The sequence below is a fragment of the Nocardia sp. CA-145437 genome (assembly GCF_050956485.1).
Classification (GTDB): Bacteria; Actinomycetota; Actinomycetes; order Mycobacteriales; family Mycobacteriaceae; genus Nocardia.
In genome coordinates, this window is the sequence record NZ_CP191204.1 from 2814453 (window position 1) to 2838438 (window position 23986).

Annotated in this window: 22 protein-coding genes; 8 read left to right on the plus strand and 14 right to left on the minus strand. The window is 70.3% G+C overall.

Annotation, left to right across the window (positions count from 1 at the left end; translation table 11 throughout):
• The first annotated feature begins 56 nt into the window (after positions 1–56).
• The 3 genes from ACQPYY_RS12900 (at position 57) to ACQPYY_RS12910 (ending at position 4635) form a co-directional block, all read left to right on the plus strand.
• Positions 57–2045 (plus strand): APC family permease, encoded by a 1989-nt coding sequence (locus ACQPYY_RS12900; protein ID WP_379097034.1) that lies wholly within the window; start codon positions 57–59, stop codon positions 2043–2045.
• Positions 2042–3697, plus strand: coding sequence for a class I SAM-dependent RNA methyltransferase (locus tag ACQPYY_RS12905; protein ID WP_433593897.1), 1656 nt, complete (start codon positions 2042–2044; stop codon positions 3695–3697). The genes ACQPYY_RS12900 and ACQPYY_RS12905 overlap by 4 nt, the downstream gene beginning before the upstream one ends.
• Positions 3698–3825: 128 nt before the next feature.
• Positions 3826–4635, plus strand: a complete 810-nt coding sequence (locus ACQPYY_RS12910) for a hypothetical protein (RefSeq protein WP_433593898.1) — start codon at positions 3826–3828, stop codon at positions 4633–4635.
• Positions 4636–4642: 7 nt separating this feature from the next.
• On the opposite strand, the gene ACQPYY_RS12915 is transcribed toward ACQPYY_RS12910, so the two are convergent.
• The gene (locus ACQPYY_RS12915) at positions 4643–5326 is read right to left on the minus strand and encodes an SIMPL domain-containing protein (protein ID WP_433593899.1); all 684 of its coding nucleotides are present in this window, start codon (positions 5324–5326) and stop codon (positions 4643–4645) included.
• Between the two features lie 88 nt (positions 5327–5414).
• Complete coding sequence (locus tag ACQPYY_RS12920) at positions 5415–6014, minus strand: winged helix-turn-helix transcriptional regulator (protein ID WP_379097043.1); 600 nt, start codon at positions 6012–6014, stop codon at positions 5415–5417.
• A gap of 21 nt (positions 6015–6035) precedes the next feature.
• Between ACQPYY_RS12920 and ACQPYY_RS12925 the strand changes: the two genes are divergently transcribed.
• Positions 6036–7319, plus strand: coding sequence for a pyridoxal phosphate-dependent aminotransferase (locus ACQPYY_RS12925; RefSeq protein ID WP_379100203.1), 1284 nt, complete (start codon positions 6036–6038; stop codon positions 7317–7319).
• Between the two features lie 70 nt (positions 7320–7389).
• On the opposite strand, the gene ACQPYY_RS12930 is transcribed toward ACQPYY_RS12925, so the two are convergent.
• The 9 genes from ACQPYY_RS12930 to glsA all read right to left on the minus strand — a co-directional run bounded on the left by ACQPYY_RS12930 (position 7390) and on the right by glsA (position 14952).
• The gene (locus tag ACQPYY_RS12930; RefSeq protein WP_433593900.1) at positions 7390–8133 is read right to left on the minus strand and encodes a glucose 1-dehydrogenase; all 744 of its coding nucleotides are present in this window, start codon (positions 8131–8133) and stop codon (positions 7390–7392) included.
• A gap of 71 nt (positions 8134–8204) precedes the next feature.
• Positions 8205–9404 (minus strand): NADH:flavin oxidoreductase, encoded by a 1200-nt coding sequence (locus ACQPYY_RS12935; RefSeq protein ID WP_433593901.1) that lies wholly within the window; start codon positions 9402–9404, stop codon positions 8205–8207.
• Positions 9401–9976 (minus strand): TetR/AcrR family transcriptional regulator, encoded by a 576-nt coding sequence (locus ACQPYY_RS12940; RefSeq protein ID WP_357283118.1) that lies wholly within the window; start codon positions 9974–9976, stop codon positions 9401–9403. The genes ACQPYY_RS12935 and ACQPYY_RS12940 overlap by 4 nt, the downstream gene beginning before the upstream one ends.
• Before the next feature lie 77 nt (positions 9977–10053).
• Positions 10054–10401, minus strand: coding sequence for a hypothetical protein (locus ACQPYY_RS12945; protein WP_379097053.1), 348 nt, complete (start codon positions 10399–10401; stop codon positions 10054–10056).
• Between the two features lie 23 nt (positions 10402–10424).
• Positions 10425–10682, minus strand: a complete 258-nt coding sequence (locus tag ACQPYY_RS12950; protein WP_433593902.1) for a GrpB family protein — start codon at positions 10680–10682, stop codon at positions 10425–10427.
• 16 nt (positions 10683–10698) lie between these two features.
• A complete protein-coding gene (locus ACQPYY_RS12955; RefSeq protein ID WP_433593903.1) occupies positions 10699–11400 on the minus strand; it encodes a hypothetical protein in 702 nt (233 codons plus the stop codon).
• Between the two features lie 810 nt (positions 11401–12210).
• Positions 12211–12381 (minus strand): hypothetical protein, encoded by a 171-nt coding sequence (locus tag ACQPYY_RS12960; protein ID WP_433593904.1) that lies wholly within the window; start codon positions 12379–12381, stop codon positions 12211–12213.
• A 16-nt stretch (positions 12382–12397) separates the two neighbouring features.
• Complete coding sequence (locus ACQPYY_RS12965; RefSeq protein ID WP_379097065.1) at positions 12398–12817, minus strand: DUF1707 SHOCT-like domain-containing protein; 420 nt, start codon at positions 12815–12817, stop codon at positions 12398–12400.
• A 299-nt stretch (positions 12818–13116) separates the two neighbouring features.
• Positions 13117–14952, minus strand: a complete 1836-nt coding sequence (glsA, locus tag ACQPYY_RS12970) for a glutaminase A (RefSeq protein WP_433593905.1) — start codon at positions 14950–14952, stop codon at positions 13117–13119.
• A gap of 145 nt (positions 14953–15097) precedes the next feature.
• Between glsA and dxs the strand changes: the two genes are divergently transcribed.
• Together dxs and ACQPYY_RS12980 are read left to right on the plus strand one after the other, a co-directional pair.
• Positions 15098–17053, plus strand: coding sequence for a 1-deoxy-D-xylulose-5-phosphate synthase (gene dxs, locus ACQPYY_RS12975; RefSeq protein ID WP_433593906.1), 1956 nt, complete (start codon positions 15098–15100; stop codon positions 17051–17053).
• A 138-nt stretch (positions 17054–17191) separates the two neighbouring features.
• On the plus strand, positions 17192–17995 hold the full coding sequence (locus tag ACQPYY_RS12980; protein ID WP_433593907.1) for an enoyl-CoA hydratase: 804 nt from the start codon (positions 17192–17194) through the stop codon (positions 17993–17995).
• Positions 17996–18039: 44 nt separating this feature from the next.
• Here the strand turns inward: ACQPYY_RS12980 and ACQPYY_RS12985 are convergent, their stop codons facing one another.
• From ACQPYY_RS12985 to ACQPYY_RS12995, 3 genes are all read right to left on the minus strand, one after another.
• Complete coding sequence (locus ACQPYY_RS12985; protein ID WP_433593908.1) at positions 18040–18624, minus strand: hypothetical protein; 585 nt, start codon at positions 18622–18624, stop codon at positions 18040–18042.
• A gap of 153 nt (positions 18625–18777) precedes the next feature.
• Positions 18778–20022 carry an HRDC domain-containing protein gene (locus tag ACQPYY_RS12990; protein ID WP_379097077.1) on the minus strand — a complete coding sequence of 415 codons (1245 nt, stop codon included), beginning with the start codon at positions 20020–20022 and terminating at the stop codon, positions 18778–18780.
• Between the two features lie 202 nt (positions 20023–20224).
• Positions 20225–20851 (minus strand): DUF3000 domain-containing protein, encoded by a 627-nt coding sequence (locus ACQPYY_RS12995; protein WP_357093771.1) that lies wholly within the window; start codon positions 20849–20851, stop codon positions 20225–20227.
• Between the two features lie 74 nt (positions 20852–20925).
• Here ACQPYY_RS12995 and hemE point away from each other — a divergent pair, with 74 nt between their 5' ends.
• Positions 20926–21993 carry a uroporphyrinogen decarboxylase gene (gene hemE / locus ACQPYY_RS13000; RefSeq protein WP_433593909.1) on the plus strand — a complete coding sequence of 356 codons (1068 nt, stop codon included), beginning with the start codon at positions 20926–20928 and terminating at the stop codon, positions 21991–21993.
• Positions 21994–22383: 390 nt separating this feature from the next.
• Entirely contained in the window at positions 22384–23730 is a 1347-nt protein-coding gene (locus ACQPYY_RS13005; protein ID WP_433593910.1) for a protoporphyrinogen oxidase, read from the plus strand.
• Positions 23731–23986 lie beyond the last annotated feature (256 nt).

Genomic DNA, 23986 nt, shown 5'->3' on the forward strand with positions numbered 1-23986 from the left:
CCGGCCACGTCGCGCCGCGAACACGGTCCCCCGCGGACTGACCTATGCTGCCAGGAGTGTCGAAGTTGACGACGGCCGCCAAGCGCATGCTGGTGGGCCGCCCATTCCGCAGCGATTCTCTCGGTCATACGCTGCTGCCCAAGCGGATCGCGCTCCCGGTCTTCGCCTCGGACGCGCTGTCTTCGGTGGCATACGCGCCCGAGGAGATCTTCCTGGTGCTGTCGGTGGCCGGTCTGTCCGCCTACGTCTACGCACCCTGGATCGGTCTGGCGGTCGCGCTGGTGATGGCGGTCGTGGTGGCCAGCTATCGGCAGAACGTGCACGCCTATCCCTCCGGCGGCGGCGACTACGAGGTCGCCACCAAGAATCTGGGACCCACCGCGGGGTTGACGGTCGGCAGCGCGCTGCTGGTCGACTACGTGCTCACGGTGGCGGTGTCGATCTCCTCGGCGGCGTCCAATATCGGGTCGGCGGTGCCGTTCGTCTCGACGCACAAGGTGCTGTTCGCGGTGTCGGCGATTGTGATCCTCACCGCGATCAATCTGCGTGGCGTGCGCGAGTCCGGCACGGCGTTCGCGATTCCCACCTATGCCTTCATGATCGGCATGTTCATCATGCTGATCTGGGGTTTCGTCCGGATCTTCCTGGGCCAGACCGTGCACGCCGAGTCGTACGGGTTCGGGCTCAAAGCCGAGGACGAGCATCTGTTCGGCCTGGCGTTCGTATTCCTCATCGCCCGCGCCTTCTCCTCCGGCTGTGCGGCGCTGACCGGTGTCGAGGCCATCTCCAACGGTGTCCCGGCCTTCCGCAAACCCAAGTCGCGCAATGCCGCGACCACCCTGCTGCTGCTGGGCTGCATCGCGGTCACGCTGTTCATGGGCATGATCGTGCTCACCCAGAAGGTCGGCATCGTCTACGCCCACAACACCTCGGACCTGATCGGCGCGCCCGCGGGCTACGAGCAGAAGACCCTGGTGGCGCAGCTGGCGGGGGCGGTGTTCTCCGGCTTCCCGGCCGGGTTCTACTTCATCACCATCGTCACCGCGCTGATCCTGGTGCTGGCGGCCAACACCGCCTTCAACGGTTTCCCGGTGCTGGGTTCGATTCTGGCGCAGGACCGTTTCCTGCCGCGTCAGCTGCACACCCGTGGTGACCGGCTGGCGTTCAGCAACGGCATCTTGTTCCTGGCGGGTGCGGCCATCGCGTTCGTGGTGCTGTTCGGCGCGGAGGTGACGCGCCTGATCCAGCTCTACATCGTCGGCGTGTTCGTGTCGTTCGTGCTGAGCCAGACCGGCATGCTGCGGCACTGGACCCGGTTGCTGCGCACCGAGACCGATCCCGCTCAGCGGATGCGGATGAAGCGGTCGCGAGTGATCAACGCCGTCGGCCTGACCATGACCGCGACCGTCCTGATCATCGTGCTGGTCACCAAGTTCCTGGCGGGCGCCTGGATCGCCATCATCACCATGGCGGCGATCTTCGGCCTGATGAAACTCATTCGCCGCCACTACGACTCCGTGTCGCGGGAGCTGGACGAGGCCGACTGGGACGCGGTGCTGCCCAGCCGCACCCACTCCATCGTGCTGGTGTCCAAGCTGCACATGCCGACCCGGCGCGCCCTGGCCTACGCCCGCGCCACCCGGCCCGACACCATCGAGGCCATCACGGTCAATGTCGACGAACCCGACACCCGGGCGCTGGTGCGCGCGTGGGAGTCCAGCGATATCGCGGTGCCGCTCAAGGTGATCGAATCGCCGTACCGTGAGATCACCAAGCCCGTGGTGGATTACGTGAAGCGCGTGCGCAAGACCTCACCGCGCGACGTGGTCACCGTGTTCATCCCCGAATATGTGGTCGGTCACTGGTGGGAGCAGCTGCTGCACAACCAGAGCGCGCTGCGCCTGAAGGGGCGTCTGCTGTTCGAGCCCGGCGTCATGGTGACCAGCGTCCCCTGGCAGCTGTCCTCGTCGGCGGGGCGGGCTCACCCGAGCCGTGTGGTCAACGCGCCCGGTTCGGTGCGTCGTGGTTTCGGGGACGAATCGTGAGCGGACCCGACTGGTACGGCGAGGTCTTCGAGGTTCGTCTCGGCCCGCCGGGCCACGGCGGATTCTGCGTGGCCCGCCACGAGGGCCGCGTGCTGTTCGTCCGCCACGGCCTACCGGGCGAGCTGGTCCGCGCCCTGGTCACCGAGGATCGTGGCGGCTCGTTCTGCCGTGCCGACGTCATCGACATCCTCGACCCGTCGCCGGACCGCGTCCCCGCCACCTGCCCGGTCTCGGGCCCCGGCGGCGCGGGCTGTTGTGACTTCACCTTCGCTACCCCCGAGGCGCAGCGCGCCCTCAAGCATCAGGTCGTCGCCGACCAGCTGCGTCGCCTCGCCGACTGGGAGCCGGACTTCACCGTCGAACCCATCCCGGTGCCCCTCGGGCTGCCGACCGGTGCGGCGGCGCAACCGGACTCCCGCACCGGACTGATCGCCCTGCCGGGCAGTTCCGGACGGACCCGTGGCGTGACCACGAGTCTCGGCGCGACCCTGCTGGCGGGCTCGAGCCCCGAATCGCAGCCGACCGCGGGTGCCTCCGAGCCTGCCGTGCCCGAAAAGGCTCAGTCGGGACCGGTATCCGAATCGCGCGCCGGGGGCCGCCCGGACACGGGTGTCGCGCCGGGCCGGATCGGGGGAGTGGCCACGCATGTCGCGAGCGCCCTCATCGGCAGTTCCGCGACGCACGACGCCGGGCCCGGACACGGCGTGCGGCTGGTCGGGCCGCCGTCGGCGGACGCGTATGCCGGCGGCTGGCGCAGCCGGGTGCGGCTGGTGGTGGACGCTGACGGGCGGGCCGGGGTGCACCGGTATCGGAGCACCGAGGTGATCACGGATCTGGGGTGCCCACAGCCGATGGCGGGGGCCATGGAGGGGATCGCCGAACGCGAGTGGACGCCCGGGGCCGATCTTGTGGTGGCCGTCGACGGGGACGGGATGCGGCATCTGGTCGAGATCGCGCCCGCCGGGGACGAACGCAGTGGGCAGCGGGAGCGGCGTGAGCGGGGCGGTCGCGCCGGGGATCGGCGCAGTACCGCCGCGCGGCGGGCGGCGGCGCACAGCGCCCGGACCGAGCGGGTGGTGGATGGCACCGGGCGGGCGGTGCAGTATGTCGCCGAGCGCCGGTGGGAGCTGTCGGCGACCGGGTTCTGGCAGCCGCATTACGGTGCGGCGCAGTGCTATTCGGATGTGGTGGCCGAGTGGGCCGATGCCGCGCCGGGCGCGCTGGTGTGGGATTTGTACTGCGGTGTGGGCGTGTTCGCGGCGCGACTGGCCGGGCAGGTCGGCGACACCGGTGTCGTGCACGGTGTGGAGTTCGCCCGCACCGCGGTCAGCGAAGGCCGGGCCGCGCTGCGGGATATGCCGTGGGTGGATCTGACCGCGGAGCGGGTCGAGCGCTGGATTCACGAACAGTCCGGCGCCGCACCGGATGTCGTGGTCCTTGACCCGCCGCGCGCGGGTGCGGGCAAGGACGTGATCAACGCCCTGAGCGAGCATTCTCCGCGCCGCATCATCCATATCGGTTGCGACCCGGCCTCTTTCGCCCGCGACGTGGGCCTCTACCGCTCCGCCGGGTACCGCCCCGTGGCCCTGCGGGTCTTCGACGCGTTCCCCGGCACTCATCACGTCGAGTGCATCGCCGCCTTCGAACGCTGACCTCCGGGATCGGGGAGCTGTCATCGCGGGATTCCCTCCGATTCCCCGCCTCGACCGCTCCCTGATCTTGTTGTGGCGCAGGTGGGTTGGCGGGCGGCGGCGTCGGGGGCTGCGCCAAGATGTTGCCCATGAGTACGTTGTCGGATCCGACGCTGGCGTCGGTCCTGGAACTGATCTACGGGGATCAGTCGAAGTTCCACTCGCTCGAGGCTCTGCTGCTGGGGGTGGATCTCAAGCGGCCGGAGTACGGGGTCCCGATGTGGGTGAACGCCGACAGCTACTGGGGGCGGCTGGTGAGTCCGGTGTACGGGGCGCGGGTCGCAGCGCAGGGCGGGAACGCGGAGGCGGATCGGGCGCTGCTGGATCTGGTCGAGGTGACGGTGTCGCGCTTCCTGCGGGGGGAGTCGTTGCAGCGCAAGAGTCTTCCGGCGTGGATGCCGGAGCTGCGCCGGGCGCTGCTGGCCGACGGGTATCGCATGAAGGTCGACCGGGTGACGGGGGAGGGCCCCGACGGAACCGTGCGCTGCCGCCTCAAACCCACCGGCGAGCTGCCGGTGCGGCTCGCCGACCGGGTCACCCTGCTGGAGACCGAGTTGGAGGTGCGCGGCCAGCAGACCGCCCTCGACCATCTGCGTGCCGCCGTCAAACACTATGGGCGCGGCCGTTTTCCGGCGTGTGAGAAGCGTCTGCGTTCGGCCCTGCTCCAGGTGACCGCCTACGCCACGGGCACCGGCGACCTCGACGGCACCCGCAATGTCCGCCACCTCGTCGACACCGGCCGCCTCACCATCGCCGAGGGCACCCGCCTGCTGCACGACCTGCGCGGCCTGACCGACGAGGACCCGTTCCCGCACCGAACCAGGGCCGACGCCACCAGATTCCGCGTCCAGCTGACCCTCGTCCACGCCACCGCCCTGCTGGCTCGAGTCCAGCACTGAATCGAAGCTAGGCGAGCTGCCAGGTGACGCGGATGCTGGTGGACAGCTCGCTCTCGCCGAGCTCCACCGGCATGGCCGGGGCCCCTCCGGCTTTCGCGGCGGCGGCGAAGGCGATGCGCGGGGCCGGGGTGGGTCCCGAGATGTTCTCGGTGATCTCGACGATCGGCCCGAGTGTGCGGCCCGCCCGCGATACGTACTGTTCGGCCTTGCTCACCGCGTGATCCCAGGCTTCGTCGCGGGCACGGACCATCAGCGATTCCTCATCGGCCACGGTCAGCGTGAGCCCGCCGAGCCGCACATCGTCACCTCCGGCGGCGACGGCGTGGGCGATGATCGCGGCGGGCCCGCCGTCCTTGCCGGACTCGGCTTCCCCGTCGGGCCCGGCGATGTCACGCAGTGTCACGGTCAGCGACGTCCCCGCCGTATAGCCGACCAGCTTCTCCCGATTGCCATCGGTCCATACGGTTTCCGCCCGCACGGTGAGCCCGCTGGTGGAGATGTCGCGTCCCTGTACTCCGTCCCCGCGTAGCGACTGGATCACCGCGTCGGCCTGTTCCCCGGCGCGCGCGTAGGCCGCGGCCACGGTGTCGGCGCGGGTGTCCACGGAGATGGCTACCCGCATGATGTCCGGTGTCGCACTGGCGCTCCCGGATCCGATCATCGTGATGGTGCCGACGTTATCGCTGGTCACGCGGTCCTCCTCGGTCGATGCGGGCGCAACCCAGCCGATGCTACCGACGTCGGGTGACCCGTCGCCCGTGCCGCGCGGACGGTCCGCCTCAGGCGGCCGGATGTCCGGTGCCCGTGGCCTCGGCGAGGGTGTCGGCGAGTGAGCGTGCGCCCGTGGCGATCTCGCTCGCCGCGGCGAGGTCGAGCCGCAGGTCCAGGTCGGGGGTGTCGGCAGGTCCGTCGTGGTGGGTGAGGCCGGTCTCGGTGATCACGTAGTGGAAGGCGGTGTCGCCGATACGGACCGTGACCGTGCCCGCGGGGACGAGTTCGGCGACGGCCCGCCCGAGGGGGAGCGCGAACCAGTGGGCGCGGACGGCGTCGGTGGCGCGCTGCTCGCCGAGCTGGGCGGTGCCCCAGGCCGAGAGGGTGTCGAGGACCGGCCGCAGCGCCGCGCCGGAGTCGGTGAGTTCGTAGAGCGCGGTACCCGCCCTGGGCCCGATGCGGCGTTTGGTGAGAATCCCGTCACGCTCGAGGTCCTTGAGCCGGGCGGCCAGCACATCGGTGCTGATGCCGGGCAGGTCGGCGAACAGGTCGCTGTAGCGGCGCGGGCCCGAACAGAGTTCGCGGACCACCAGCAGATTCCACCGGTCGCCGACGATGTCGAGGGCGCGGCTCACGGTGCAGTAGTGGTCGTAGCTTCGGCGTGGCACGATCCCACTGTAACCAACAACTTGGAAATACCAAGTGCAAACTTGGAAATTCCAAGTAGAGTGTGCGGCAACCACACCGAGAAGAGGTCGTTCATGCAGGTGAAGCAGTCGAGCAAGCTGTCGGGCGTGTCCTACGAGATCCGTGGACCGGTCGCCGAGCATGCCGCACGGCTGGAAGCCGAGGGGCATCACGTCGTGAAGCTCAATACCGGTAACCCGCTGCCCTTCGGCTTCGAAGCGCCCGCCGAACTGCTCCAGGACATGGTCCGCAACCTGCCGCAGTCCAGCGGCTACTCCTCGTCCAAGGGCCTGCTCTCGGCGCGCCGCGCGGTGGTGCAGTACTACCAGACCCTGGGTCTGAGCGAGATCGACGTCGAGCAGGTCTTCCTCGGCAACGGCGTCTCCGAACTGATCATGATGGCCATGACCGCGCTGCTGGAGAACGGCGACGAAGTCCTCGTTCCCGCACCGGATTTCCCGCTCTGGACCGCCGCCACCGCGCTCAACGGCGGCCGTCCGGTGCACTACATCTGTGACGAGCAGGCCGACTGGATGCCGGATCTGGCCGATATCGAAGCCAAGATCACCGACCGCACCCGCGCCCTGGTGATCATCAACCCGAACAACCCCACCGGCGCGGTGTATTCGCCGGAGGTGGTGCGGCAGATGCTGGAGATCGCGCGCCGCCACAACCTGGTGGTCTTCTCCGACGAGATCTACGACAAGATCCTCTACGACGACCTCACCCACACCGCGACCGCGGCCCTGGCCCCGGATGTGCTGTGCCTGACCTTCTCCGGGCTCTCGAAGTCCTATCGCGCGGCCGGTTTCCGCGGCGGCTGGCTGGTGGTCTCCGGCCCGGTCGAGCACGCCGAGAACTATCTCGAGGGCCTGACCATGCTGTCCGGGCTGCGTCTGTGCGCGAATGTGCCCGCGCAGCAGGCGATCCAGGCCGCGCTCGGCGGCCACCAGAGCATCTACGACCTGACCCTGCCCGGCGGCCGCCTGCGCGAGCAGCGCGACCGCGCGTGGGAGGCGCTCAACGCGATCCCGGGCATCTCGTGCGTGAAGCCCAAGGGCGCCCTGTACGCCTTCCCGCGCATCGATCTCGACATGTACAAGATCCACGACGACGAGCAATTCGTCCTGGATCTGCTGCTGCGCGAGAAGATCCACATCGTGCAGGGCACCGGCTTCAACTGGCCCCGCCCCGACCACTTCCGCATCGTGACGCTGCCCCACGCCGACGAACTCGAAGCCATCATCGAGCGCATCGGCCGCTTCCTGGCCACCTACAAGCAGTGACAATTCACCGAGTGGCACATCCTGGAGGGGATATATCCGATTCCGCCTCCAGCATGTGCCACTCGGCGGATCAGGCGGGGCGGCCGGCTGTCATGCCGCCGTCTACGACGAATTCGGCGGCGTTGCAGTAGCTGGATTCTTGGCTGGCCAGGAAGACGACCACGTCGGTGACTTCCTGGGGGGTGCCCAGGCGGGCCAGGGGGTTGGCCGCGCGATCGGCGGTGGTGCCCTCGGGGACCCCGATCATCGGGGTCAGGATTCCGCCCGGGTGCACGGAATTCACTCGAACCCCGTGCGGGGCGAGCTCGATCGCCGCGGACTTGGTCAGCCCGCGCACCCCGAACTTGGAGGCGGTGTAGGCGTGCGCGCCCGGCACGCCCTGGATCCCGGCGGCCGAGGAGATGTTCACCACCGACGCGGGCCGCGCCGCCACCAGAGCGTCACGGGCGGCGGTCAAGCCCAGGAACGGGCCGGTCAGATTGATGGAAAGCGCGCGCTGCCACTGTTCTTCGGTGTATTCGCCGAGCGGTCCGAAGTCGAGGATGCCGGCATTGTTGATCAGCACGTTCAGCTTGCCGAACCGTTCGACGGCCGCGTCCACCGCGGCCCGCCAGTCCGCGGCGCTGGTCACGTCGAGGTGGATGAACGCCGCCGCGTCACCGAGTTCGGCGGCCAGCTTCGTCCCCGCCTCGTCGGAGATGTCGCCGATGAGCACCGAGGCGCCCTCGGCCACGAACGCGCGCGCGTGCGACGCGCCCATTCCCGATGCGCCGCCGCTGATCAGGGCGACCCGCCCGTCGAGCCGTCCGCTCATGCCGTGTCCATTCGAGCCTGAGCGGAGCCCTCCGTGGTTACGCTCCGCCGCCGCCTCCGGGCTTGCCCCGCTCATGCTCGTTGCCTTCCGTCGAAATCGATGATGGTCCGCTCCGGCCGGAACACGCAGCGGGTGGAGGTGTAGATCGTGGGCATGCACTTGTTGCAGTGCACGCAGGCGGACTGGGTGCCCGCCTCGGATTGGATGCGCCGCAACAGGTCCGGTTCGCGCAGCAGCGCCCGGCCCATGGCGACGAACTCGAAGCCCTCGGCGCGGGCCAGGTTCATGGTGTCGAGATTGGTGATGCCGCCCAGCAGGATCAGCGGCATGGACAGTTCCCGGCGGAACTGGCGGGCCCGCTCCAGCAGGTACGCCTCCTGGTACGGGTACTCCTTGAGGAAGGCGCGCCCGACCACCTTGAAGCCGAGCCGTGCCGGACCGGGCAGGACCTCGGCGAATTCCTTGCGCGGCGCGTCGCCGTGGAACAGCAGCATCGGGTTGAGCAGGGAACTGCCCGCGGTCAATTCGAGCGCGTCGAGGGCGCCGTCGGCTTCGAGCCAGGCGGCCACCTGCACGCTCTCGGGGATGGTGAGCCCGCCGCGGCGGCCGTCCTCCATATTGAGTTTGGCGGTCACCGCGAGCCGGTCGCCGACGGCTTCGCGGACGGCGCAGGCGATTTCGCGGGCCAGCCGGGCCCGGTTGACCAGCGGCCCGCCCCAGCGGTCGCCGCGCCGGTTGAGCAGCGGGCTCAGGAACGAGCTGACCAGATAGTTGTGGCCGAAATGGATTTCGACGGCGTCGAATCCGGCCTGTTCGGCGAGCAGCGCGGCCCGCGCGTGCGCGGTGATGAGTTCGCGGATCTCGGCGTCGCCGGGCACCTTCATGGCCTTCATGCTCAGCGGGCTGAACAGGGGGCTGGGCGCGAGCGCGGGCACTCGGTTGGAGGCGGCATTGGCGACCGGTCCGGCGTGCCCGATCTGCGCGCTGGCGGCCGCGCCCTCGGCGTGCACGGCGTCGGTCAACTCCCGCAGTCCGGCAACGGCTTCGGGCCGCATCCAGATCTGGTGCCGGTCGGTGCGCCCGCCCGGCGCGACCGCGCAGTAGGCGACCGTGGTCATGCCGACCCCGCCCGCGGCGACCTCGCGATGGAAGTCGATGAGCTCGGGGGTGACCAGCGCCTCGGGGGTGCGGCCCTCGAAGGTGGCGGCCTTGATCACCCTGTTGCGCAGGGTGATCGGGCCGAGTTTCGCCGGTGCGAAGATGTCGTTCATGGTTGTTCTCCCGATGCGGTGAGTCCGGCCACCACGAAGGTGCGCAGGGCCGTGAGCGCCGATTCCGGCATGCCGTGATCCTCGATCTCGGGTGCGCCGAATCGCATGATGATGAGGTCGAAGGCCAGCATCCAGCGCTGCGCGGCCTGGCCCCGGGACAGTTCGGGCAGCAGCGGCGCCCAGGAATCCATCTGGAACCACGGCCCTCGCCAGGTGGTCAGATGCCGTCCCAGGACGAAGCGGGCCAGCAGCCGTAAGTGCAAGCGCCCCAGCGGATCCGCCGCCAGCGTGACGAACGGCGCGAGGATGGCGTCCACCACCGTGGGCACCGAATCGCGCCCGCCCCGCGCTCCGGCGAGTCCCTCGGCCCACAACGGCCCGAGCCGATCCTCGATGAGCGCGCCGACCAGCGCCTCCTTGGACCCGAAGTGGTAGTGCACGGCCGCCGGATTGGCCCCGGCCGCCGCGCACACCGCCCGCACCGAGACCTCGTCGTACGGCTCGGTCAGCAGCAGTTGCTCCGCCGCGGCGATCAGCCGTTCCCGCGTTCCCGCGGACACCTTCTCGACCATGCCAAGCAGTGAAACACGGTTCCATCAGTATTTCAATCAGTGATTGAAATACTGATGGAAGCGGTCCCGGTGAGCGGCTACTCGCTCTGGGCCCACGCGGCGACGGGCAGTGTCAGATACACGCCGATCGTGGCGTCGACGAACTTCTCGATATCGGCCAGCAGCCGGTCACAGCGCTCCTGCCGGTTGTCGGCGCGGCTCGCGAAGTACTTCGACCGGATCTCGATGACCACGTCCAGTCCGGACCGGTCGAACGTGCCCAACGGCCGGAAGCGAATCTCCACGTCCCCGGGCTGCAGATCCCCGTCGTAGGGCTCCTCGGGGCACTCGACCGCCTGCGACACCAGGTGGGGCAGCCATTTACCCAACTCCCGCAGGATCGTCTCGGGCAGTTCCGCCTTGTGGGTCACCTCGACGAGGGGCATCGCCCCAGTCTATGGAGCGCGATTCAGCGGGCGTCGAGGGCGCGCGCGACCAGCAGCAGCATGTCGATGATGGGCTTGGCGGCCAGACCCGGGACGGACGTGGAACCGGTGTGCTCGAGCCGTAAGACCTTCGTGGCCAGCGCTTCCCGGATCGCCGTCGCCTCGGCCTCGTACCGGGCGGGCCACCGCCGGTCGTACTCCTCGAGGATCACCGGCGCCGAGTAGGGCCGCACCTCGACGAGGAAGGCGTCGGCGATGGCGTCGTCGTCCATCGTGGCCATGGCGTCAGCGCAGGGGTCAGGAGGTGCGGACGCTGGCGATGATCTGCTTGGCCTGGTCGGCGGCGAGCTCGCCGGTGGTGCCGCGGTCGGCCAGGATGGCCAGCACCAGCAGGGCGTTCTTGGGGCCGGTGAAGGCGAAGGTGTAGATCGAGTAGGTGGTCGTGGTGCAGCCGGCCGGCTCGGGCTTCCAGCTGCCGGAGGTCTCCACCTGCTGGCCGGCGATGCCGCTCTTGGTGGTCACCGCGCTGGGCGCGCCCGCGGCGCCGCCGGACTTGTCCATGTAGCCGCCCTGGGCGGAGATCTTCGCGATCTTGAGCGCGGCCGCGGCCGGATCGCTGCCGTCGGCGCGGGTGACGTAGGCGAGCGACCGGTACGCCGAGCCGGGGCAGTAGCCGCCGCCCTCGGTGGCTTTGCCGTGCCCGGTGAACGTGCCGTCGATCCCGCTCTGCGGCACGGTGTCGGACGGGTCGCCGACCGACCAACCGCTCGGCACGTCGTAGCTGACGCCGTAGGCCGGAACGGCCACCGTCCCCGCGCCCGGCTTGGGCGCACCGGACTTGGACGGCCCGGTCGACGGTCCTCCGGAGCGGCTGGTGGGAGCCGGGCCCGTGGTGGTACCGGGAGCGGCGGTGGTGGAGCTCGACGAGTCCCGGGTCAGCGCGTACGCCGCGATCCCGCCGCCGACGACTACGATCACGGCCACGATGGCGGCCAGCACGATCCAGGTGCGATTGCCTCCGCCGCCCGGCGTGGGCTGCGACTGTCCGTACCCCGGAACGGGCTGCTGGCCAAAGTAATTCGGTGCCGACTGCTGACCCGGGTACGCACCGGGCGGGTAGCCGGGAACGGGCTGACCGGGGTAGACCGCCGCCGGATCCTGTCCCGGGTATCCCGGAATCGGCTGCTGCCCTGTGTATACCGCCGTCGGCTCATAGCCGGGCGGGTTCGGGATCGGTGTTTGGCCGGGGTAGACCGCGGTTGGTTCGTAGCCGGGCTGGTTCGGAACTGGCGCTTGCCCGGGGTAGATCGCAGTCGGTTCGTACCCAGGATGATTCGGGGCCGGTGCGTTGCCGGGGTGCACCGCCGTTGGTTCGTAGCCGGGCTGGTTCGGAACTGGCGCTTGCCCGGGGTAGATCGCAGTCGGTTCGTACCCAGGATGATTCGGGGCCGGTGTGTTGCCGGGGTGCACCGCTGTGGGCTCGTATCCGGGCTGGTTGGTCACCGGGTTCTGGCCGGGGTACGCGGCGGTCGGTTCGTAGCCGGGGTGATTCGGGACGGGCGCTGGTCCCGGGTGGACGGCCGTCGGGTCATAGCCCGGGTGGACCATGGTCGGGTCCGGCGTTATCGGCTGGTGCCCAGGGTAATTCGTGGTCGGCTGTTCGCCCCAGGCGCGGTTCGGGTCCTGCGGGGAGTGCGCGGGCGTCGCCGGGCTGTCGGGGTTGCGCCACTGATCATGGTTGTCCGTCACGGTGTTTCGCCCCTCGTCCCCGGCTCGTCGCCTGTCGGGGCCCACCCTAGCGGCTGGGTATCAGGCGTGCTCGGCGGGCGTGTCCGGGTCGGCCGGGGGCGCGGGGGACACGCGGATGACTCCCGCGTCCAGGTCGAGGCTCACGCGCGGCTGGTGCAGCTGGCCGCCGCCGTCCTCGCTGCCGTCGTCCTCGAGCTTCTTGCCGGGGAACAGTTCACCGAATACACCCACGGATCCACCATAGCCGTCAGCCGCGGTGGTAGCGCGGACCGTGATAGCCGTAGCCGCGCCGGCCCCGCGCGAACACGAAGAACAACACCGGGAACAGGAAGAACGGGAAGATGTGGGTGACGATCGCGAACACCAGCGCGAGCACCACCAGCGCGCCCGCCCCGACCGGCACCAGCGGCAGCGCGCGGCGCGGAGCGGGCGGCGCGGCCTGGACCCGCGGTGCCGGAGGTTGCGGCCGGGGTAGGTCGCCGAACAGGACAGCCAGCTCGCCCGCGGTTTTCGCGGCGTAGGCGCGTCCCACCCGGTCGTCGTATTCGGCGAGGTCGAGGCGGCCGGCCGCGAAATGCTCACCCAGCGCGGCGGCCGCCTGCTCGCGTTCCGCGGTGCCGACACGCACGGTGGGCGGTCCGTAGACCGCGGGATCGAAATCGGTCATGACATCCGCCTCGTGGGAGGGAAGGAATTTCGTTGTCCGCCAGCGTAGGCGTGTTCCCGGCGGCGCGCCTGCACGCGTTGGCGTAATCGGGCGTACGCCCGCCGACGTATCCGGCGCCCGCTCGGCGGTGGCCCGGTCGCGGGGGCCGCCGGGCGGCCCCGATGATCGGCCGCGCGAGCACTCGCAATCGCACCGTCCCGCGAGCAGTGGCGGTCGCATCGTCGAGCCAATTCCGGGTGTCGCGCACGGTGGGCGCACGAGCCCTCGAGCCGGCGGGGGTCGGCGGAGTGCTGCCGTGGTCAGGCCCCGTCGTGTGCCGAGACCGCGCGCACGGCCGCCTCGGCCTGGGCGTACGCCGCGGCCGCCAGCCGTTCCAACAGCGCGAGCTTGATCTCCGGGGCCTGGTCGGTGAGCTCGTCGAAGCGTGCGGGCGGCAGCACGGCCAGCCGGACGGTGGTCTCGGCGTACACGTCGTTGGCGTAGCGCATGTCCGCCAGCATCGAGGTCTCGCCGAACGACATGCCCGGGGTGAGGGTGATCAGCCGGTGCCGGCGGTGGTCGCGGTCGGTGAAGGTGAACCGCACCCGTCCGTCGAGGATCAGGAACAGCCCGCAGCGTTCGCTGTCGCGGGGCACGATGAGTTCGCCGCGCGCGATGGTGCGGGTCTCGAATTCCTTTGCCAGCCGCTCCCGCTCGTCGGCGGGCATGTCGGCGAGCGCGGGATGCTGGTCGACGGTGAGGGCGGCGGGCTGTCGCTGCCCGGCGGGCCGATGCTTGTCGAGCATGAGTTGTTCGCACCATTCGGTGGCGGCGTCGCGGTCGATGAACACCCGCCCGTGCACGTCGGCGGGATCCAGACTGGAGGCGAGCTGTCCGAGTTTTGCGTCCGGATCGACCAGTCCCACAGGGCAACCGGCGGTGGCCAGCTCGGTGCGCAGGTCCTCGATCATGCGGACCGCGATCGGGCTGACGTCGCCGACTTCCTTCAGATCCAGGACCAGGGCCTCGAGTTCACCGGCGGTGTCCTCGACGGCGCGCACGGCGGATTCGGCTCCGGCGAACAGCAGGTCGCCGTGCAGTTCGAAGATGCGCGCGCGGTCGCCGAATTCGTGCAGCACCGCCAGTTCGTCGGGGTCGCGGCGCAGCCGGGAGGGCGCGTCGGCGACGGTGTAGGCGGTCCGGATGGCGGTGTGCGCGGCCCGGGTCACGTGCAGGAAGTGCAGTCCCAGCCGGGTCGACAGTTCCCGGCACGCCTTGACTCCGCGCACGCTGCTGCCGTGCGCGTCCAATCGCGGTGAGTACACCGCGATTCCGATCTGTCCCGGCAGTACCGCCAGGATGCCGCCGCCCACACCGCTTTTGGCGGGCAGTCCGACGGTGGTCACCCAGTCCCCGGCCGCGTCGTACATGCCGCAGGTGGTCATGACCGAGAGCACCTGTTGGACGAGCGGTCCGGTCAGGGCGCGTTCCCGGGTGAGCGGGTTGACGCCGTTGTTGGCGAGGGTGGCGGCCATGACGGCCAGATCGCGGCAGGTGACGTCGATCGAGCACTGCCGGAAGTAGCGGTCGACCGCCTCGTCCGGTTCGACGTCGATGATGTCGGCCCCGCGCAGCAGGTATCCGATGGCGCGATTGCGGTATCCGGTGCGCGCCTCGGAGGCGTACACGTCCTCGTTCATGGTCAGTTCGCGTCCGGCGAATCGGCCGTAACTGCGCCGGATTCGGGCGAATCGGTCGGCGGCATCGGTCCCCTTGACGAGTCCGGCCGCCGCGATGGCCCCGGCGTTGATCATCGGATTGCGCGGCCGCTGGGTCCGCGGATCGAGGCTGATCTCGTTGAACGGCTCGCCGGTCGGCTCCACGTCGATGCGCCGAGCCACTTCGGCCGGCCCCTGATCGGCGAGGGCGAGCGCGTAGGTGAAGGGCTTGGAGATCGATTGAATGGTGAAGGCGGCGTCGAGATCTCCGCTGCCGTAGATACGCCCGTCCGCGGTTGCCAGGCAGATGCCGAACGAATCGGGTTGCACGGCGGCGAGTTCGGGAATGTAGTCGGCGAGCGTTCCCGACGTGTCGGCGCGACAGAGCTCGTACACTTCCTCGATGATGCGCGCCACGACGCCGCCGGAGGGGAGCACAGGCCCAGCGTAACGGGCGTAATCTGTGTTGAGCCTCACATCTGTCACGGATGTCGCAGGTGGTGTTTCGTTCCTGGCATCGGGGGCCGGAAAGGGCTCCGTAGACTGTTGCAAACACAGGAGACATCCGGAGGGAGCAATAGCCGTGGGAGTGCTTTCCCGGGTCGACATGCCCGAGGATCTGCGCCGGCTGTCGGTACCGGAGTTGCAGGAGCTGGCCGAGGAGATTCGCGAGTTCCTGGTGCGCAAGGTCGCCGTCACCGGCGGGCACCTCGGGCCGAACCTCGGCGTCGTGGAGCTGACCATCGCCCTGCACCGGGTTTTCGACTCGCCTGCCGACCCGATCATCTTCGACACCGGGCATCAGGCCTACGTGCACAAGATCCTCACCGGCCGCAAGGACGGGTTCGACACGCTGCGCAAGGAAGGCGGGCTGTCGGGGTATCCGTGCCGCGCCGAGAGCGCCCACGACTGGGTGGAGTCCTCGCACGCGTCGGCCTCGCTGTCCTACGCGGACGGGCTGGCCAAGGCGTTCGCGCTGACCCGGCAGAAGCGGCACGTGGTCGCGGTGGTCGGTGACGGCGCGCTCACCGGCGGCATGTGCTGGGAGGCGTTGAACAATATCGCCGCCGGGCAGGACCGCTCGGTCATCGTGGTGGTCAACGACAACGGCCGTTCCTACGCGCCGACCATCGGCGGTCTGGCCGAGCGGCTCGCGGGCCTGCGCACCCAGCCCGCCTACGAGCACGCGCTCGACGCCACCAAGCGGATCGTGCAGAGCATTCCGCGCGTGGGGGATTCGGCGTACTCGATGCTGCACGCCATCAAGACCGGCATCAAGGACGCGGTCGCCCCGCAGGAGCTGTTCAGTGATCTCGGGGTGAAGTACGTGGGCCCGGTCGACGGGCACGATCAGGTCCAGCTGGAGGCGGCGCTGCGTCGCGCCAAGGACTTCGGCGGTCCGGTCATCGTGCACGCGGTGACGCAGAAGGGTCGCGGGTACAAACCGGCCGAGGATCACGAGGCCGATCAGATGCACGCCATCAATCGGATCGATCCGGAGACCGGTGTGCCGGTGGGCGGCCCGTCCGGGCCGAGCTGGACCTCGGTGTTCTCCTCGGAGCTGATCGCGCAGGCCGAGCAGCGGGACGACATCGTGGCGATCACCGCCGCCATGCCCGGACCGACCGGTTTGACCCCGTTCGGAAACCGCTTCCCGGACCGCATGTTCGACGTCGGCATCGCCGAACAGCACGCCATGACCTCCGCGGCCGGCATGGCCCTGGGTGGTCTGCACCCGGTGGTGGCCATCTACTCCACCTTCCTCAACCGCGCCTTCGACCAGCTGCTCATGGATGTGGCGCTGCTGAAGCTCCCGGTGACGCTGGTGCTCGACCGCGCCGGCATCACCGGTGACGACGGCGCCTCGCACAACGGCATGTGGGACCTGTCGGTGCTGGGCATCGTGCCCGGCATCCGGGTCGCGGCGCCGCGTGACGCGGTGCGCCTGCGCGAGGAGCTGGGGGAGGCCCTGCACATCGGTGACGGGCCCACCGCGATCCGCTTCCCCAAGGGCGCTGCCGTCGAGGAGATCGAGGCGGTCGAACGTTTCGAGGATGTCGACGTGCTGCGCCTGCCCGACACGGGCGACGCCGCGTACGTGCACGCCGATGTGCTGCTGGTGGCGGTCGGCGCGTTCGCCGGGCTCGCCCTGGAGGTCGCGGATCTGCTGGCGGCCGAGGGTGTTTCGGTGACGGTGGTCGACCCGCGCTGGGTGCTGCCGGTCTCGGACACGCTGGTGAAGCTGGCCGGGAACCACCGGCTCGTGGTCACCCTGGAGGATTCGGGTCTGCACGGCGGTATCGGTTCGACGGTGTCCGCGCGGCTGCGCAGCGCGGGTGTCGACGTGCCCGCCCGCGATCTCGGTGTGCCGCAGCTCTTCCTGGACCATTCCGCGCGCGGCAAGATCCACCAGGATCTGGGCTTGGTGCCCGGTGAGGTGGCGCAGCGCGTGCACGGCTGGCTCGGTGCGGTGTCGACCGGCGACCTGACGGCCTCCGGTGATGATCTCGCCGAAGCGCTGTTGCCCGCCGTCGAGTAGCCGGCCGACCGACGCCGGGTGACCGGCTCGCAGCTCACGGACCCGCGATCCTCGGATCGCGGGTCCGTCTTTCTAGGCGGAGCTGGACTTCTCGCGTAGATTCTGTAACAGGTTACAGTTTTCTGGTCAGGAGTTCGGATGTCGTTTGTGCTGGTCGAGAAGCCGCGTCCCCAGATCGCGCTGGTCACGTTGAATCGGCCGGAGCGGATAAACGCCATGGCGTTCGATGTCATGGTGCCGCTGCGCGAGGCCCTCGAGGAGGTCTCCGCCGACAACGAGGTGCGCGTGGTCGTGCTCACCGGCGCCGGGCACGGCTTCTGCTCGGGCGCGGATCTGCAACACGCGGGCAAGGTGCCGGGTGTAGAGGGCTTGACGCGCACCACCATCGGCCGCCGCTCGATGGAACTGCTCGACAATGTGATGCTCACGATCAAGCGCATGCACCAGCCGGTGATCAGCGCCATCAACGGCGCGGCCATCGGCGGCGGCTTCTGCCTGGCCATGGGGACCGATATCCGGATCGCCGCGGAGGACGCGTACTTCCGCGCCGCGGGCATCAACAACGGTCTCACCGCCGCTGAACTCGGCATCAGCTACACGCTCCCGCGCGCCATCGGCTCGACCCGCGCCTTCGAGATCATGCTGACCGGCCGCGACGTCGACGCCGCCGAAGCCGAGCGCATCGGCATCGTCTCCCGCGTCGTCCCCGGCGACAAACTCCTCGAGGCTGCCTACGACACCGCCGACCAGATCCTGCGCTGGAGCCGCAGCGGCGGCGAACTCACCAAGCGCCTGCTGTGGAGCGGTCTGGAAGCGGGCAGCTTCGAATCCCACATGCAGACCGAGGGCATGGCCCAGCTCTACGTCCGTCTCACCACCGAGAACTTCGACGAGGCCGTCCGCGCCCGCCGCGACCGCCGCCCACCCAACTTCCTGGACTGAGCGACGGCCGGATCCCTCGGCTCCCTGCCGAGCCGAGGGGCGGATCACCGGCGGCTGCCGCTACCGGTCGGGAACAGCTGCGAGCTGCCCGAGCTGGGACCGATGACGATCTTGGGGAGCGCCGCGCTGCCGGAGATCGTGCCGTCCCCGTGGCAAGGGGCCTGCGCGGGCGGCGTGACGCTGGTCGAACCTGGCGGCGCGGCGACGACGGTGACGGTGGCGTCGGCGAAGTAGGAGCCCTTGATCACTCGGATCTTGTGCGTTCCCGAGGTGGTCGGAAACCAGGTGATCTGCGTGTAATCGTGGATCCCGTCGGAGACGCCGGTCGTCACGGTGCCCGCGACGCACGCTCCGTTGTCGAAGGCGTCCACGAAGCGGTTGGTCTCCGCTCCGTCGAGTCCGTAGTCCGTCCCGTACGGAGCGGAAATCGTGTACGCCTGGCCCACCACATACGACCCCGGCGTCACGCACGGTGCCGATGCTGCCGGGTCCGACGGGCAAGCCAGGATCTGGACCGGACCGATGTCCGCGAGCGCGATCGGCGCGGTCAACGCGGTAACCGCCGCACCAACGGCCAAAGTGGTTGCGCCCCAGCCGATATGTCGCAACGTCCGGTTCTTGTTCGCCATTCGTGAGCTCCTTCTGCATCCCCTGGGTGTGGGGGTCGGCAGAATCTATCCCGCGCGCCCCGGGTGATGAGAAGGAAGCGGAAAACCCATGTGCCCCAACTTCTTTGGGCCACAGAGCAGGGGGCCGCGAGGGTGGCTCGGCGACGTCCGCCGCTACGCCTTCGGGTAGAGGGCTTCGCTGAGGCGCGGCACGGTCAGGGCGCGCTGCCAGGGGCGGGCGCCGCCGACGGAGAGGAAGTCCTCGATGAGGGTCGGGGCCTCGCCGTTGGTGACGGATTTGGGGAGGCCGTCCCAGCACATGCGGCGGAGCAGGTCGGGGGTGAGGAGGTTTTCGACGGGGACCGCGACCTCGGTGGAGAGTTCGGTCATGGCGGCGCGGGCGCGTTGCAGGCGGGCGGCGGCGGCCGGGTCGCGGCGTTCCCAGCGGTTGACCGGGGGCGGGCCGTCGAAGGGCTGGGTGAGCGGGGGGAGCTCGGTGTCGGGGAGGGCGCGGGCGCGTTCGACGGCGCCGAGCCATTCGCGGGAGTAGCGGCGCTGGCGGGGGCCGCCGAAGATCGGCAGGGCGCGCAGGGCGGCGATGGTCTTGGGCTCGCTGGTGGCGGCCGAGACGATGGCCGAGTCGGGGAGGATGCGGGCCGGGGCCACGTCGCGCAGGCGCGCCAGGCGGTCGCGGGTCGTCCATAGTTCGCGGACGATGGCGAGCTGGCGGGTGCGGCGCAGGGTGTGGATGCCGGAGGTGCGCCGCCAGCGGTCGGCCTTGGGGCCGGAGGGTTCGGCGGTGCGGACGTGCTCGAATTCCTGTGCGGCCCACTCGGATTTGCCCTGGTCGGACAGGTCGGCGGCGACGGCGGCGCGCAGTTCGAGCAGTAATTCGACGTCGAGGGCGGCGTAGTTCAGCCAGTCGTCGGGCAGCGGGCGGGTGGACCAGTCGGCCGCGCCGTGGCCCTTCTTCAGTTCGCGGCCCAGCAGCTTCTCGACCATGGCGGCCAGCCCGACCCGCTCGTATCCGGCCAGGCGTCCGCCCAGCTCGGTGTCGAACAGTTCGGCCGGGTACAGCCCCAGCTCGGCGAGCCCGGGCAGGTCCTGGTCGGCGGAGTGCAGCACCCATTCCAGGCCGTTGATGGCGTCCGCGAGCGGGGCCAGGTCGCCGTCGACGGGGATGGGGTCGATGAGGAAGCTGCCGGCGCCCTCACGGCGCAGCTGGATCAGGTAGGCGCGATTGGAGTAGCGGAAGCCGGAGGCGCGCTCGGCGTCGACCGCGAGCGGGCCGGTGCCGGCGGCGAGGCGGCGGGCGGCCGCGACCACTTCGGAGGCAGAGTCCAGTACCGGCGGTACACCGTCCACTGGCGCGAGCAACGGTACCGCGGCAGTGGCTTCGGGTTCATCTGGTACGGACATGGTCTTGAACTCTACGGGTTGGGCAAGGGCGAGCCGCGTCACGTCGGTGAAACGACCGGCCGTGACACTGCGTCGGGCCATGGGGAATCGTACTCATCGGCTAGCGATTTCGTTGCAGTACAGATGTTCTCGCAGGCGAGAGGGGGTTTCCCGCCCGGACGGGCGGGAATTCGGCGAGCGGTGGGCGCGACCGGGGCCGCAACTACTCGGTGCCCTCGCCCCGGCGCACGTCCAGTCGGGTGACCCCGGCGGGCGGCAGCCCGGCCGCGTAGGCCAGCACCTCGCAGAACGCCTCCACGTGCGGGCGCAGGTTGGTGTCGGTGACGGTCCAGGAGGCCCGTACCTCGAGCTGGTGGGCGCGTGGCGGCCCGGCGATGTCGCCGTAGCGGACCGAGCTGGTGGCGGTCACCGTGCCGCCCAGGGCGGTGAACGGGGTGCGCGAGTCGAGCGCGTCGACCAGCCAGCTCCACGCCACCTCGGGCAGCAGGGGGTCGGCGGCGAGGGCGGAGTCGATATCGGCCTGGCAGTACGCGACCAAGCGGAACACGCCGTGCCAGGCGTCCTGCCCGGCCGGGTCGTGCAGCAGGATCAGGCGGCCGAACGCGTCGCCGTCGGAGTCGACGGGCACCACATTGCTGTCGGGTCGCGTGACTTCCGCGCCGAGGGCGTAGGAGTACGGCGCCAGGCGCTGGGGCGGGCGGATCGGTGCGAGTTCGATGCGGGGATGCACTGACGCGGTTCCCATGGCCTCGACCGCGGCGCGGAACCGGGCTGGTTCTTCGGGCTCCGGGGTCGGGGCAGCGCCGTCGCGGAAGTCGAGCGGTGTCACGAAACGCAACCGTAGACCTCTCGGGCACCCAGCAGTGCGAGGCGCGCCGCCGCGCCCCTTTACGATGGGCGGCGATGACTACTCACGCCCGCCGCCAGCTGACCGATGCCCCGTTCCTCGCCGCCGCCACCGGTGGCGTGCCGCATCGGCGTCCGGTGTGGTTCATGCGACAGGCCGGTCGGTCCCTCCCCGAGTACCGGGAGGTGCGTGCCGGAATCGGCATGCTGGAATCGTGTTTCGACCCGGAACTGGTGTGTGAGATCACCATGCAGCCGGTCCGCCGCCATCAGGTCGACGCGGCAATCCTGTTCTCCGACATCGTGGTTCCGCTCAAGGCCGCGGGCATCGACCTCGACATCGTGGCCGGTGTCGGCCCGGTCGTGGCCGACCCGGTGCGCACCGTCGCCGACGTGCGCGCCCTGCCGCGGCTGCGCCCCGAGGACGTGGGCGCGGTCACCGCGGGCGTGAAGCTGCTGCTCGACGCCCTGGGCGAGACCCCGCTCATCGGATTCGCCGGTGCCCCGTTCACTTTGGCGTCGTACCTGGTCGAGGGCGGGCCCAGCAAGAACCACGAGCGCACCAAGGCGATGATGCTCGCCGACCCCGAGACCTGGCACCAGCTGCTGGGCGTGCTCACCGACATCACCATCGAGTTCCTGCGCGCGCAGATCGCCGCGGGCGTGGACGCGGTGCAGCTGTTCGACTCGTGGGCGGGCGCGCTGTCGCTGGCCCAGTACCGCGAATACGTTATGCCGCACTCGGAACGGGTCTTCACCGAGATCGCCGACGCCGGCGTGCCGCGCATCCACTTCGGTGTCGGCACCGGAGAACTGCTGGGCGCCATGGGCGAAGCGGGCGCGGATGTCGTCGGCGTCGACTGGCGGATCCCGCTGAACGAGGCCGCCCGCCGGGTCGGCCCCGGAAAAGCGTTGCAGGGCAACCTGGATCCGGCCGTCCTCTTCTCCGGACCCGCTGCCATCGACGCGGAGGTCCGCCGCATCGCCCGCGAGGCCGACGAGGCGATCACCCTCGGTGCGAAGGGTCACATCTTCAACCTGGGCCACGGTGTCCTCCCCAACACCGACCCGTCGGTCATCACCGACACCGTCGCCCTGATCCACAGCCTCCCCACCCCGCTCTGACCACGGCGGTGCGGGCCTGAGCGCTGCTCTCGGGCGACGTCGGCGCGGCACCCACGAGCGCGTGCGGGCGACCGGTCGGGCCGCTGTCGCCGGTCGCCGGCTCGGTGTGGAAGATCCGCCGGGCGAGATCGCTCGGTCGCGCTCGGACGGTCACAGCGGGCCGGTCGGGCGATGATCCTTCGGACGCTCCCGCGCGTGGACGATGGCCGGTCCGGGTTGGCGCGTACGGGTACGCCAGGGCGCGGGAACAGGCTCGCGGACGTGGCACCGACGCGGGGCGGGCCGGGCGGCGGGAGTAGGTTTGGCGTCGGAGCGGCTCGACGTCGAGGTGCGGGTCGCGCGCTGCGAGCCGTGCGTTCGCGGCGGTGACGAGCGGGCGAGGAGTGGTCGATGCGGGTCGCGGTGGTCGGTGGCGGGATCAGCGGGCTGGTGGCCGCGTACCGGCTGCGTCAGGCCCTGGGGGAGTCGGCGGAGCTGGTGCTCGTCGAGGAGCGCGACCGGGTCGGGGGGATTCTGCGGACCGTCGACATCGACGGGGATCCGGTGGATCTGGGGGCCGAGGCGTTCGTGGGACGACGGCCCGAGATCCCGGAATTGATGCGGGAATTGGGGATCGAGGATCAGCTCGTGTTCCCGGCCGGAAAGCGGCCCCTGGTGTGGTCGGAGGGGACCGGGCATCGCCTGCCCGAACGCACCCTGATGGGTATTCCCGCCACACCGGAATCGCTTGCGGGACTGGTGGATGCGGACACCCTGGCCCAGGTCGAAGCGGAGCCCTCGCGGCCGCTGTGCTGGAAGCCGGGCGCGGATGTCTCGGTGGGGGACCTGGTCGGTGACCGCTTCGGCGAGCAGGTGGTGCGTCGCAGCGTCGACCCGCTGCTCGGCGGAGTCTATGCGGGCCTGGCGAATTCGATCGGCGTGCGCGCCGCCCTGCCCACCCTGGCCGCGGCCCTGGATCGGGGCGCGACCAGCCTGACCCGGGCCGTCTCCGAGGCCCTCCCGCCCCCGAGTACGGCCCCGGTGTTCGGCGGCATCCGCGACGGCTACCGCGTCCTGCTCGACGCCCTGCGCGCCGCCGCCGACGTGAAGTCCGAAACCGGCACCGCCGCAACCCGTCTCACCCGCACCGCGACCGGCTGGCAGCTGGACCCGATCGGCGAGGTGGACGCGGTCGTGCTCGCGACCCCCGCCCCCGTGACCGCGCGTCTCCTGCGCGAGGTGGCCCCCGACGCCGCCGACCTGGCCGCCGGTATCGAACTCGCCTCCTCGGCCGTGGTCGCCCTGACCCTGCCCGCCGACACCGCCCTGCCGGACAACTCCGGCATCCTCGTCGCCACCGGTGAACCCTTGCGCGCCAAGGCCTTCACTCTTTCCAGCCGCAAATGGCCCCACCTCGCCACCCGTGACGTGGCCCTGGTCCGCGCCTCCTTCGGCCGCTTCGGCGACGACTCCACCCAGTCCTGGTCCGACGCCGCCCTCACCACCGCCGCCGTCGAGGATCTCGCCACCGTCACCGGCGCCGACATCCGCCCCCTGCACGCGGTCGTCCAACGCTGGCCCGGCGGCCTCCCGCAGTACGCCCCCGGCCACGTCACCCGCATCCTCGACCTGCGTTCCACCACAACGGATCTCCCCGGCCTGGCCCTCGCGGGCGCCTACCTCGACGGCGTCGGCGTCCCGGCCTGCGCCGCCAGCGGCAGCAAGGCCGCCGCCCGCATCGCCGCCCACCTGGCCTGAGGCGCTCGCCCTGATCCTCGGCGGCTGGATCCCCACTCGGCCGTGCCGACCCGCCGCTGAGGATGGCCTGCGCCACTGGATATCTGCCGCCGCGGGAACGCCCTGCGGCGCTCGCCCTGATCCTGTTGGGGGCGGATCCCCGCCCGGCCGTGCCGACGCGCGGCTGAGGATGGCCTGCGCCACTGGATATCTGCCGCCGCGGGGACGCTCTGCGGCGCCGGATATCCGCCGAGCGTGCCCGGCGGTGCGCGCCGGT